Source organism: Vibrio sp. MA40-2, assembly GCF_047302445.1.
Lineage (GTDB): Bacteria > Pseudomonadota > Gammaproteobacteria > Enterobacterales > Vibrionaceae > Vibrio.
This window is the reverse complement of sequence record NZ_CP178627.1, coordinates 430,388-442,768: the sequence shown is the minus strand read 5'-3', so window position 1 is coordinate 442,768 and position 12,381 is coordinate 430,388. Positions and strand designations below refer to the sequence as shown.

Below are 12,381 nucleotides of genomic sequence, written 5' to 3'. Positions count from 1 at the left end.
CAATGAATACTAGGACGACAAGAAACACAAGGTCTACAGGAATAATTGGTTTAAAAGGTAACGACTATGCTTAAAAAATTATTTGTGAGTGCTTGGTTTATATTTGGTTCATTAATGGTGGGGGCAACTGAAGTTGCAACTTACATTGTTAACGGTACTAATACGTCAACATCAAGCTATCCATCGTACGCACGCCTTTACTACAATGAATTTGGCAATTTTGGTTATTGTGGTGGAACGTTTATCGATGCCACTCATGTACTAACCGCAGCACATTGCGTTGATTTGAATGATGATGATATATCTGAAGTCAGCTTATTATTCACTGTTGCTATCCCAAATTTAGATGATGAAGATGATATATCGAATGCGCAATTATATTATATCGCCAAGTTTTATGTTCATGAAGATTATGACTCTAGCGATCTTAGTAATGATATCGCCATTTTAGAGTTAGAGTCAGCAGTTAACATTGGTTCATATGCAGAAATAGTCACTGATGAGAGTAGCTATCGATCTGATGGAGCGAATCAAACGTTTATTGCTGTTGGCCATGGCAATACAAAAACCAATGAAGACGATACGAGCGTCTTACAACAGGCTGAGTTAGACTATTTAGATAACTTGGCTTGTAATGATTATTATGGTGATGCAGGCGCACCGGATTCTCAATTATGTATGTCGGGTGAGATCAGTCATGGATTAAGAAAGGCGACTTGTAATGGCGATTCCGGCGGCCCGCTTTATTGGACCGATAGCAGTAATAATCGTCAGGTTGGCATAACCAGTTATGGGCCGGCTGACGGGTGCGGTGATATTTCGGTGGTGGCTACATCGGTTTTTACAGAGGTAACAGATTACGCAACGTGGATCGCTAATGTACAAGCTGGCTTGGTTGAGCCTACTTACACAACCAGCGAAAGTGATAGAGATTACTATCGGCAATATGGCGTTGAAGACGCGACAGAAGACAGTAGTTCAACCAGTGGTGGCAGTGTTCATTTTTGGTTTAGTATATGGTTAGCTGTTTTGGCTGTTGGACGAATGAGAACGGTAGAATAAGCCAATAAATAGAGTGTTAACTTTGCTATTGTAGCTACAGATAAAAACCGCCTAACTTATGGTTCGGCGGTTTTTTTATATGTTCAGTATTTATCTATTCATTGGTTTAGGTTAAAAAACCATGTGAGCTACAGCGGCTATTACAGGTAGAGTAATCAGGGTTCTTAAAATAAAGATAAAGAAAAGCTCGACAAAATTTACTGGAATACGGCTTCCTAATAATAGAGCCCCCACTTCTGACATATAAATCAGCTGTGTTACCGACATTGCTGCAATAACAAATCGAGTGATTTCACTATCAACAGAAGAAATAATAATCGCTGGTAAAAACATATCAGCAAAACCAACCATCATTGTTTCCGATGCGGCTGCCGCTTCTGGTATGGCAAGAAGCTCTAGATAAGGAACAAAAGGTGCGCCTAAAATTGAAAATAGGGAAGTGTATTCAGCAACAATCAGCGCTAAAGTACCCAGACCCATAACAACCGGTAGCACACCAAATACCATATCTGCAGCATTTTCGAGCCCGTCGCACACGACTTTTCGCATGCTTTTAACTTGAGCCGCTTTATTGAGTGCTAATTCCATTCCCCATGAAAAGCTGTTGTGGTGTTCAGGGACAAGGTCAATGTCTTTATCTGGCGAACTACCATCTATATAAAGATCTTTTTTGCCTCTGAGCGGAGGCAAGCGAGGAATAATGATTGCCGCAACGATGCCAGCAAGACAAATGGAACCATAAAACGGTAAAAAATAGGCTTCTAATTTAACTTGAGCTAAGACGACCAAGCTAAACGTTATTGATACTGCAGAAAAAGTTGTGCCGACAACCGCTGCTTCTCGTTGAGTATAAAACTTACTTTCGTACTGCTTACTGGTTAATAGAATACCTACACTACCATCACCTAACCATGAGGCGATGCAGTCAATCGCACTTCTTCCTGGTAAATTGAAAATAGGGCGCATTACTTTACTTAATAGCGTTCCGACTAATTCTAATAATCCAAAGTTCAATAATAGAGGCAAAAGCAAACCTGCAAAAATAAAGACTGAAAATAAGGTTGGTAATAAGCCTTCTAATACTAGTCCTCCAGTATTCTCTTCCCAAATCGCGTTTGGTCCTAAATGGAAATAAGTCATAGTAACGGCAATACCGCCAATAACACGAACAATTAACCAGAGTAATGTCGGGGTTAATAAGCGGTTAAGAAACGCGCTGTTACGAATGAATTTAGGTTTGACTATACGGTAGCCTAAAGAAGCGATTGCCATGAAAGCAATAATCGCACTGACTAAAGGGATAATGGCGTCACCAAGTAACGTTGTTAATCCTTTTGCGAGTATCGCGACTGGTATAGTGATGTCACCTTGATAGCTGATCGGTGCCATAAATAAAAATAGGCCGATTATCGAGGGGATGATAAAAATCCAAAAGGGTTTTTCTTTAGGTTCAAGCACACTAGCTTGTTCATTATTTGGCATCTGATTTCTCTAAATATCTTAGTGTAATGCACCATGGTCCATGGCATAGTTATGCACTAAATATCCTTATTTAGTCAGAGAGTGCTAGACTATCGTTTGTTATTATCAAATGCAATAGTATTCACTAAATATAATGCTTTATGCAGACGGGATCGCCGTTTATTTGAATGATACTGGCTGGTTATGTTGGAATAAGACGTAATGTCGATATTAAGAGTGATAGGTCTAAAATCACAAGGATTTGTATTAATAAATCGATCAATATGTAATTTATCTATTGTTATAATATAACATTTGTCATAATGTTGACGTACAGCTAATGGTGATTATGGTAAACCTGCGTTAGTATAGATAGCGGTAATAGTCAATGTCTCTACTTGGCAGTTAGACTCTGCTGTGTAATTTAATTCATATTTCTTAAATCATGGACAGTTGGATTTATTGTGTTTAGAAAATTATTTTCCCCGTTTTTTTGCATTTTTTCTTATGATGTAGCGTTAAAAAATAAGTGGTTTGCGGTAGTTTTGCCTTTAGTCGCTGTTATTACTATCGTCAGCGTAACTTCCGAGGCCCATTCAACTGAAAGAAAATTTGTGCCTTTTGAATTCAAAGAAATGCCAAGTTACGAAAAAAAATCTAAAGAAGTCGATCCGTTAGGAGTCGACTCTGCACCTGAATATAGCTATATCATTAATCAAGGTGATAACCTCAGTACTATATTCGACCAACTCGGTTTCCCTTATAGCGATTTATTAAAAGTGATGGAATCCGACCTTAACTATTTAATGTTAGATACCTTACGCCCAGGCAATCAATTGATGTTTTGGCGAACAGAAGACGGCCAACATCTAGATAAAATGGTGCTACAGTTCAATATTGCCGATAAAGTTATTTATACTCGTCATCAAGAGGGTGGGTTTCAGTTTAAAGATATATCTACACCTGGTGAGTGGAAATTAGATGCTATTGTGGGAGAAATACACGGCAGCTTTTCTCAATCGGCTAACAAATCCGGCGTTGGAAGTTATGAGATAGAACAGATTAATACTTTGTTAAAAGACAAAATAAACTTTTCTCGAGATTTACAGGCCGGCGATTTGTTTGAAATCGTTCAAAATAAACAGTATGTAGGCTCTGAGGCTACTGGGAAAAAAGAAGTTCAAGCTATCCGTATTCATAACAAAGGGCGAGTGATTACTGCGTTTTTGCATACCGATGGACAGTATTATGATAAAGATGGCAAAAGTCTACAACGCGCATTTCAAAAATACCCAACCAGTTCTCGTTATAGAATCTCATCATCGTTTAACCCTAATCGCAAGCACCCTGTAACCGGACGGATTTCACCGCATAATGGTACCGACTTTGCCACGCCTATTGGCACGCCAGTTTATTCTACAGGGGATGGTAAAGTTATCTTAACGCGAAATCATCCATACGCGGGTAAGTATATTGTTATCCAGCATGGTAATTCATACAAAACCCGTTATTTACACTTGAGCAAAATCTTAGTTAAAAAAGGTCAAAGTGTATCCAGAGGACAACGTATAGGGTTATCAGGTAATACTGGCCGTTCAACAGGACCACACCTACATTATGAATTCATCATTCGAAACAGGGCTGTAAATGCTATGACAGCAAAAATCCCAATGGCGAGTTCGATACCGAAACAAGAAATGAATGATTTTAAAGCCAAGATAGCTCAATACGATAAGATGTTCGGAGAGCGTTTGTTGGCAAATAATAGCAATTAATATCTAGGTAATTTGCTAATGAATCATAATAGACGTGATAATCGACAGGCGCCATAATTGTAATAGACGAAATAATTATAACAGACGCAATAATAGTAACAGACAGAATAGTGAACATAATTATTTATAACGAGAGAAAATAATGCTCCAACAAGAATTTGAAAATGTAGTCAAGCAACTAAGTCAGCTAGATACTTTACCTCAAGTATTAGAGCAACTGGCAAAAAATGATGATCAAGAGATCGCCAGTGCTGCTCAATCGCTGACAGGCCAGTTTGCATTAGCTGAGGTGGAAGGAGAAAAACGAATCTATCATGTTACTCTGCAACCGAATAGTGAAGGTGAACAACAAGAATTTGTAGAACATGTCATGAATGAAGGCGACGAAGTTATTCACTTTATTGCTTGGTTTTTCTATGTAATGTTCGAAGTAAAACACAAAGAAACTTTTCAGGCTGCAGGTAAGACCTATAAGCAACCTAAAAGAAGCTAATGGTATGTAATACAAAGTAACGCACTAGCAATAGTGCGTTCTACATAACGTATACCGAAACCTATACCAAAAGTAGCAATCATACCTTAAGTCTCATTTCCCTCGACAGTACCATTTATACCGAAAAATCACGTCTCAACAAAAATTATTTTTTGAGTTTGAACCCAATTTATTCGACATAATACCGATAAATTATAATAATTTTAGTATATATAACCACTTCAAATATAATCTATATCAATAATTTCACTGACTTGCTTTGATAAGGTGGCAAATAAGGGAAGGAATATTCACACAATGAATAACTGAGAATAGCGTATGTTAGGTAAAATTGTATGTTAGACGAAAGAGTAAAATACTCTGATGCTGATAGTTTAATATCAACCACCACTGCAGATAGCCATATCACATATTGTAACGATGAATTTTGTCGTGTGGCACAATATGAACAGAAAGAGCTTATTGGTAAACCGCATAATATCATTCGTCATATCGACATGCCCAAAGCGGCGTTTGGACAGTTATGGGAATATATTCAATCGGGAAAAAGCTGGATGGGGTTGGTTAAAAACAAATGTAAGGGCTCAGGACATTATTGGGTATCAGCTTTTGTTACACCAATATTAGATGATGATGGTAATGTTTACGAATATCAATCAGTTAGAACTCAACCTTCCGATGAACAAATAGAAAGAGCTAGTAGTTTATACGCTAAGATAAAAAAAGACAGCAAACCGTCGAAGCGAATCAAGTGGATGAGTATTAATATAGGCTTAGTTTCACTTTTATTACTGACTTTATTTACCCAGTTTTTAGGCATTATTTCAGCGAGTCTCTCACTGTATATACTGACATCAATTAGCCTTGGTTTATGTATTGTTTTATTCCGCTTGAAGATGCGGATAGATACGATTAATGACTTAGCCAAAAACAATTACGATAACCCGTTAATGGAGCAACCATACACTGGCTATTGTGATGATTTATCCAGAATTGAACTGTCGATGATCATGAAAAAGGCGGAATTAAGGGCGGTAACAGCGAGAGCGACTGAAACCTCAGAGAAATTGGTTGAATCCGCGCATGAAGAAGTAAAAAGCAGCCAACTAATCAATGAAGAATTGGCCGAACAAGATGTTGCAACTGATGCAATGGAGTTATCCGCTAAAGAGTTATTAAACTCTATTGACCAAGTGGCTAAACAAGCGAAACAAAGTGCTGAATTTGCCCATCTTGCACAAAATGAGGCGGAGAGAGGAAGTAATACCATAGGAGAAGCCACGGAGAGTGTAAACTTACTGTGTCGCCGATTAGCTGACTCTAAACAGTCAATCGCTCAACTGTACCAAGATGTCAATGGTATTGAAGTCATTTTAGAAATTATCGAAAGTATTGCGGAACAAACTAATTTATTAGCACTTAATGCAGCAATTGAAGCGGCCAGAGCCGGGGAACATGGGAGAGGATTTGCTGTGGTTGCCGATGAAGTACGTGCTCTATCTGCAAAAACCAGTGCATCTGTAGACGAAATCAAGGCCAAAATTGAAATGTTGCAAGCAACGGTCAATCAAACTGGCCAACTAATGGAAGAAGGTATTACAGCATCCGAGTTGAGTGTGGTCAAATCAGAAAATAGTAAAGAAGCTTTTCACTCCATTGTGAAGGATTTGGCTTCTATCGACCAACAAAGTACTGATACATCCAAGGTTATTGCTGAGCAAGTAAAGGTTACTCAAGGTACGACGGAACATGTAACTAGGATGAAACAAGCAATTTTTAGAACAAAGCGTTTGTCTTCGTATTCTGTAATTCGAACAAGCGAACTGGTGGAAAGCTTAAATAGTTTACAGCGACTGGTAAAACAATTTAGCCAAAACTAATGAACATCAATATTGACAGTGTCTCAACATTGACAGTGTCGTAAAATACAAGATAAAAAAATAGAGTGGCGTAGGTCGCGACTCTATTTTTTATAATAATCTATATTTTTTATAATAATTTACTGTGGTCTTTCGCCTTGAGCTGGAGGGGCGGGCAACTCCTCTTCAGATAAGTAACCATCCCCATTACTGTCAAACTTATCAAAATCTTGTGCAAGTGGGCCTTTCACTTCATCCAAACTTAGCTGACCGTCACTGTTAATGTCCATATCTTCAAATTTAGGCGGTGGCATTTTACCCTGAGATGGTTCTTCCGTATTTGCATATGCAAAGAGAGTGGTTAAACCAATGCAACTGGCGGTGAATACGGCGATGGTAGTTTTGATCGAGGAATGTTTTTGCATATCTGAAACTCACTAAGTATATAAACCATAAAAAAGACACAAAAAAAACCGCCTAAAGTTCCTTTAAAATAGGGAAAGGTTGCCTTTAGGCGGAAAAACGCAAATGAGTGTCTATCTAAGTAGAGAGGTTGTCGTCTCTACTTGCTAACTAAGATAAGATTAAAAAAAGGAGCAAATATGGAGAAAAGAAGGAGAGTGATATTTTTCGCTGAATGCATTATTTAATAGAAAAAACTCGTGCTTACTTATTATCCTGAACTCTGGATTAAAGGCAAATTAACCTTTAAAGATGCTAGACCTTCAAAGAGCCTAGCTGGAACACTTTGCTTGCCCAGAGTTCAGATTATCTATTAACTAACCTATTAACTAACTTATTTGTTAAGCGTTGGCGACGGTCGCTAGTCTCTGGTTACTATCATTAAGTAACCGAGCGGAAGCCACGCGCGCCTGGTCTGGATTACCAGACATAATCGCTTCATAGATGGCTCTATGTTCGTCAAGACAGTAACGTCCACCTTCTGCTGAACGATCAATAAATCGTCTAAAAATAGTGGATAGAATATTACCAAAAGGGACGAAAAATTTATTGGCGGTCGATTGGAATATTTTACAATGAAATTCTAAATCAACTTTTACCCATGCCTGTTCATTATCTTCTAAAGCGGCTTGCGTCATTTTTTGAAATAAAATAGAAATTTCTTTTCTTTGTTCAACAGTCGCATTTAAAGACGCTAAGGCACATGCTTCAGGCTCTATCGCTTTTCTGAGCCCCAAAAATTGGCTTAGGAAAAATTCTGTTCCTTCAAGGTCTTGTAACCACTCTAAAAGTTGAGGGTCCAAAAAGTGCCAGTTTTCTTTTGTTAACACTTTTGTACCAACTTTTGGCCTAGAAGCAAGCAAGCCTTTGGCTGAAAGTAATTTCATTGATTCTCTTAAAGCCGTACGGCTAATACCAAATAATTCACATAATTCGAGCTCATTAGGTAATTTTGCACCCTGTTCAAGCTCTCCCGATAGGATTTTACGGGCAATTTGTTTAGCGACTTGCACATGAATACGTTTACTTGATTCTGCGACAAGTGAGAAAGTAACCATTAATTAACTCCTGATAAAGTAAGCAAACAGTACCATTGCTTACTGGGTAGCCAATGACCAATGAGCGACCGTTCGTCATTGGGCTTTACAAATTGGCCGTAATATATCCATCGCACCGATCTAATGCAAAAGGACAAATAACAGAGCTCGTTTTGATGTTATTCAACACGTTTCTAATATCAATACCAGCACCGTAGCTTGCAAATATTTTAGCTGGAGTTAATCCCGTACCATCTGTAAAATTACTGACAGTACTCATTTACTGTTAAGTCATTACAAATAATGACGTTCCGCTTATGTACATTAGCAATATTGTTTTATTATCATACAATACGCCTATTTGCGGCAAGTTATTATTTTATTTGTACTGAGAAACAAGATCGAGGACACATAAAACATTAGAGTGGATCAATATAAGTTACATAGTTGTTGGTAAAAACGGAGGCTATTAATAAGTTCCAATAAAATAACCTGCTAACTATCACGTTTAGTAACTTGTAAATTGGTTAACCTTATTAAAAATGTTACATTTCCATAAATAATACATAATTACTAAAATTTAAGAAGCGACCCATGTCAAGCACATTTAATTCAATTTCGGGTTCAAAGCGGAGCCTGCACGTTCAAGTAGCAAGAGAAATAGCCCGAGGAATATTATCCGGTGATTTAGCCGAAGGATCGGTTATACCGGGTGAAATGGTTTTATGCGAAGAGTTTGGTATAAGCAGAACCGCATTACGAGAAGCTGTTAAATTACTTACTTCGAAAGGTCTTTTAGTCTCTCGTCCTAAAATAGGCACAAAAGTCGTTGATAGAGCATTTTGGAATTTTTTGGATCCGCAGTTAATAGAGTGGATGGACGGGTTAATTGATACCGAAGAGTTTTGCGAGCAATTCTTAGGCTTACGTAAAGCTATTGAACCAGAAGCGTGCGCACTGGCCGCTATTCATGCGAGTGCAGAACAAAGAATAGAGTTATCAGAAACATTTCAAGCTATGTGCGAAATCGCTCATGCAGAAGTATTTAAACAAGATGAATGGATTGATGTGGATATGAAATTCCACAATTTAATTTTTAATGCTACTGGCAACAATTTCTATTTACCTTTTGGTCATATATTACAAACAATGTTTATCAATTTTTTTGCTCATTCTTCAAAAGAAGGGGATGTCTGCTTAGGTGAACATAGAGAAATATATGAGGCAATTATGGCTGGCAATGCGGATAAAGCAAAACAAGCTTCATATGACCATTTGCAATCGGACAAGCACCGTTTACCTGCTGATAGCTAATCGCTTATTTCAGAATACAGGCATATTGATATGTGCTATTAATTGCCTAAATACATAAGTAAGAAGCCAATATATTCGCATATTGGCTTTTTTTTCCTATGGTAACATGACTTAACAATTTGCCAGAATAAGTGGTATTTTTATTCAATTGTCTTCAACAAATATTGTTTTTGAGAGCTAGGTTTCAGCTTGTTTTCGAAGTTATTGTGCTTGTTTAATCACCGTGTTATAAAATAATACAAATAAATTTCAACCATATCGAATTAATATGTCTGATACACTACTTCCCAATATAATCCAATTTATCAAGCAAATAGATCCGTTTGATATTCTACCCGATTCTATTGTCAAAACATTGTCACAGAAAATACAAATCACCTATTTAGCTAAAGGTGAAGCAATTAACCTAGACAATGAAGAACACAAATATCTTTATATTATCCGTACTGGTTCGGTCGAGCAGCGATTAAAAAGCGGAGTGCTACGTGCTAGGTTAGGCACGGAAGATTTGTTTGGTTTTACCTTTTTTGACAGTAATGATGATGAAGATGGAAAGTACACCGCAACAGCGATAGAAAATACCTTACTTTATCTCATTCCGCACGACGCTATATTGGATCTATTTCGCGAATACCCACAATACGCCGAACATTTTGCATCTCAAGCCCAGGTTCGACTTAAATCGGCGTTAGATGTGGTGTGGTCAAATAAAGAAAAAGGTTTATTCATAAAAACCGTTTCGGAAGTGGCCAGTGATAAAGTGGCAGTGGTTGATGTTTCCATGTCTATTCAAGATGTCGCGGCTGAAATGAGGATAGCGAAACGGTCGTCATGTGCTGTTGTATTAGATAATGGTAAAATTGTGGGTCTTATTACCGATAGAGATATGACCAAGCGTGTTATTGCGCATGGCGTGCCTATTGAAAAACCTATCTCCGAAGTGATGACACTTGCACCTTTGATTGTTAAACCAACGGATTTAGTGTTGCATGCAGCGTCGGTAATGATGCAATTTAATATCAGAAACCTGCCTGTTGTTGATGATGATAAAGTGGTAGGTCTTCTTACTACTTCTCATTTAGTGCAAAATCACCGTGTTCAAGCTATTTTCTTGATTGAGAAAATCAAGTATTCGGATAGTGTTGAAGCTTTAAGTCATCTTAATTCAGAAAGACAGGCTATTTTTGAAGCGTTGGTTGGTGGTAATGTTTCGGTTGAAATAGTAGGCAAAGTGATGTCGATGATCATGGATGCTTATACTCGGAGATTAATTCAGATTGGCATTGATAAATTTGGTGCGCCACCTTGTGATTTCACTTGGGTGGTTGCAGGATCTCATGCTCGAAATGAAGTGCATATGTTATCCGACCAAGATAGTGCAATTGTTTTACCCGAAACAGCGACAGAAGCAGATCGGTTGTATTTTAACCATCTCGCGATGTATGTTTGTAATGGCTTGGCTGCTTGCCAATATCCACTTTGCCCTGGTAAGTTTATGGCTGCAACGCCTAAATGGTGTCAACCGATTACCATGTGGAAAGAATATTATAAGAAATGGGTGGCCAGCCCAGAGTATGAGCGTTTGCTGAATATTAGTGTCTTTTTAGAAGTTAGGGCGGTGTATGGTAATGCTGAGTTTGTTGAAGAGCTTAACTCGTGCATGCACAGCAAAATTTCATCTAACCGAGAGTTTTTAGGCATGCTTGTGCAGCAAGCAACCAGTATTAGCCCACCTTTAGGTATATTCAACAGTCTTGTTCTTGAAAAAAGTGGTGACAACAAAAAAGCGCTAAATATAAAAAAATATGCGCTTAATTTAATTATTGATTTAGCCAGAATTTATGGCTTATCAGTTAAGTCAGAAGCTACGGGAACAGAAGAGCGTTTTCGTGTAGCCAATGAGCAAGGTTATTTATCGGATGACGCATATAAAAATATTATAGGCGCTTATCAATTTATTTCTCAATACCGACTCAATAACCAGTTAAATGCGCTTCAAAATGGAGTAGAACCAAATAACCATATTAATCCAGATATGTTTGGCAGCTTTGAACGAAAACACTTAAAAGATGCCTTTAGGATTATTTCTGAGTTACAAGACTCAGCAAAAGTAAGATTTGGAAATCACTAATATGCGATGGATTAACTATTTTCACCCACTGAGAAAGTTGCAAAGACAACGTATTACTAGCTATAAACAAAGACAACTCCCTGATTTTTTAAAGTTAAATCTAACTGAGGAGTATCCAGATCTAGAAGATGAAGCAAATAAGCTCGAGTTTGTATGTCTAGATCTTGAAACGACGGGTTTAGATCCTAAAAATGATCGAATTTTAAGCGTCGGTTGGGTGGTGATTAAAAACCTTAGGATAGATATTTCAAGCCGAGTAGAATTATTAGTTAAAAGTGACGCCGAAGTTAGCGCGAAAACGGCAGTAATAAATCACATAACGCCAGAAATGTTAGCCAAAGGTGTCACCGTTGATGAGGCTTTATTGGCTTTTTTCACTCAAAGTCGAGGACGAGTAATTGTCGCGCACGGCTGTGTTGTGGAGAAAAATTTTATTAATCACTACTTGTATCATCGTTATAAACTCAATCCATTACCGTTACTCTGGTTAGATACACTGATGATAGAAAAACATCTGAGTAAAATTGTCGACAAGTCTGAAGGCAGCACCGATCTACGTTTGTCGTCTAGTCGTAAGCGATATGGTCTACCAGAGTACAATGCGCACGGTGCTCTGATAGATTCACTAGCAACCGCAGAACTTTTATTAGCTCAACTAAAGCGTGTCTATAAAGATGACAAAACGTGCTTTGGCCGTTTGTACCGTATCGGACTGTATAAATAATGTTGAGTTAATATAGTTTAACTCATATATAGCTGTTAACTGATCTAGTTCCTAACTGACATA

10 protein-coding genes are annotated in these 12,381 nt (G+C 37.8%); 7 read left to right on the top strand and 3 right to left on the bottom strand.

What is annotated here, in order from left to right; all coding sequences use genetic code 11:
- Positions 1-66 precede the first annotated feature (66 nt).
- A complete protein-coding gene (locus ACLKML_RS01845) occupies positions 67-1,062 on the top strand; it encodes a S1 family peptidase (RefSeq protein ID WP_413283392.1) in 996 nt (331 codons plus the stop codon).
- A gap of 111 nt (positions 1,063-1,173) precedes the next feature.
- On the opposite strand, the gene ACLKML_RS01840 is transcribed toward ACLKML_RS01845, so the two are convergent.
- A complete protein-coding gene (locus ACLKML_RS01840; RefSeq protein ID WP_413283391.1) occupies positions 1,174-2,544 on the bottom strand; it encodes a YjiH family protein in 1,371 nt (456 codons plus the stop codon).
- 443 nt (positions 2,545-2,987) lie between these two features.
- Between ACLKML_RS01840 and ACLKML_RS01835 the strand changes: the two genes are divergently transcribed.
- The 3 genes from ACLKML_RS01835 (at position 2,988) to ACLKML_RS01825 (ending at position 6,671) form a co-directional block, all read left to right on the top strand.
- Positions 2,988-4,298 (top strand): peptidoglycan DD-metalloendopeptidase family protein, encoded by a 1,311-nt coding sequence (locus ACLKML_RS01835; RefSeq protein WP_413283390.1) that lies wholly within the window; start codon positions 2,988-2,990, stop codon positions 4,296-4,298.
- A 142-nt stretch (positions 4,299-4,440) separates the two neighbouring features.
- Positions 4,441-4,791: a hypothetical protein gene (locus tag ACLKML_RS01830; protein WP_413283389.1), complete on the top strand. Its 351-nt coding sequence runs from the start codon at positions 4,441-4,443 to the stop codon at positions 4,789-4,791.
- 335 nt (positions 4,792-5,126) lie between these two features.
- Positions 5,127-6,671: a methyl-accepting chemotaxis protein gene (locus tag ACLKML_RS01825; RefSeq protein ID WP_413283388.1), complete on the top strand. Its 1,545-nt coding sequence runs from the start codon at positions 5,127-5,129 to the stop codon at positions 6,669-6,671.
- A 119-nt stretch (positions 6,672-6,790) separates the two neighbouring features.
- Here ACLKML_RS01825 and ACLKML_RS01820 read toward each other — a convergent pair whose 3' ends face one another.
- Both ACLKML_RS01820 and ACLKML_RS01815 read right to left on the bottom strand, forming a co-directional pair.
- Positions 6,791-7,075 (bottom strand): hypothetical protein, encoded by a 285-nt coding sequence (locus tag ACLKML_RS01820; protein WP_413283387.1) that lies wholly within the window; start codon positions 7,073-7,075, stop codon positions 6,791-6,793.
- 378 nt (positions 7,076-7,453) lie between these two features.
- A complete protein-coding gene (locus ACLKML_RS01815) occupies positions 7,454-8,170 on the bottom strand; it encodes a FadR/GntR family transcriptional regulator (RefSeq protein ID WP_413283386.1) in 717 nt (238 codons plus the stop codon).
- 573 nt (positions 8,171-8,743) lie between these two features.
- Here ACLKML_RS01815 and ACLKML_RS01810 point away from each other — a divergent pair.
- The 3 genes from ACLKML_RS01810 to ACLKML_RS01800 all read left to right on the top strand — a co-directional run bounded on the left by ACLKML_RS01810 (position 8,744) and on the right by ACLKML_RS01800 (position 12,318).
- Positions 8,744-9,463: a FadR/GntR family transcriptional regulator gene (locus tag ACLKML_RS01810; RefSeq protein ID WP_413283385.1), complete on the top strand. Its 720-nt coding sequence runs from the start codon at positions 8,744-8,746 to the stop codon at positions 9,461-9,463.
- Positions 9,464-9,731: 268 nt separating this feature from the next.
- The gene (locus ACLKML_RS01805) at positions 9,732-11,594 is read left to right on the top strand and encodes a putative nucleotidyltransferase substrate binding domain-containing protein (RefSeq protein WP_413283384.1); all 1,863 of its coding nucleotides are present in this window, start codon (positions 9,732-9,734) and stop codon (positions 11,592-11,594) included.
- A gap of 1 nt (position 11,595) precedes the next feature.
- The gene (locus ACLKML_RS01800) at positions 11,596-12,318 is read left to right on the top strand and encodes an exonuclease domain-containing protein (RefSeq protein ID WP_413283383.1); all 723 of its coding nucleotides are present in this window, start codon (positions 11,596-11,598) and stop codon (positions 12,316-12,318) included.
- The last annotated feature ends 63 nt before the right edge of the window (positions 12,319-12,381 follow it).

What these genes read in the sequence shown, in the direction of transcription:
- ACLKML_RS01815 (WP_413283386.1), bottom strand. Translation starts at nt 8,170, where the DNA reads ATGGTTACTTTCTCACTTGTCGCAGAATCAAGTAAACGTATTCATGTG.
- ACLKML_RS01840 (WP_413283391.1), bottom strand. Translation starts at nt 2,544, where the DNA reads ATGCCAAATAATGAACAAGCTAGTGTGCTTGAACCTAAAGAAAAACCC.
- ACLKML_RS01825 (WP_413283388.1), top strand. Translation starts at nt 5,127, where the DNA reads ATGTTAGACGAAAGAGTAAAATACTCTGATGCTGATAGTTTAATATCA.
- ACLKML_RS01830 (WP_413283389.1), top strand. Translation starts at nt 4,441, where the DNA reads ATGCTCCAACAAGAATTTGAAAATGTAGTCAAGCAACTAAGTCAGCTA.
- ACLKML_RS01845 (WP_413283392.1), top strand. Translation starts at nt 67, where the DNA reads ATGCTTAAAAAATTATTTGTGAGTGCTTGGTTTATATTTGGTTCATTA.
- ACLKML_RS01800 (WP_413283383.1), top strand. Translation starts at nt 11,596, where the DNA reads ATGCGATGGATTAACTATTTTCACCCACTGAGAAAGTTGCAAAGACAA.
- ACLKML_RS01820 (WP_413283387.1), bottom strand. Translation starts at nt 7,075, where the DNA reads ATGCAAAAACATTCCTCGATCAAAACTACCATCGCCGTATTCACCGCC.
- ACLKML_RS01805 (WP_413283384.1), top strand. Translation starts at nt 9,732, where the DNA reads ATGTCTGATACACTACTTCCCAATATAATCCAATTTATCAAGCAAATA.
- ACLKML_RS01810 (WP_413283385.1), top strand. Translation starts at nt 8,744, where the DNA reads ATGTCAAGCACATTTAATTCAATTTCGGGTTCAAAGCGGAGCCTGCAC.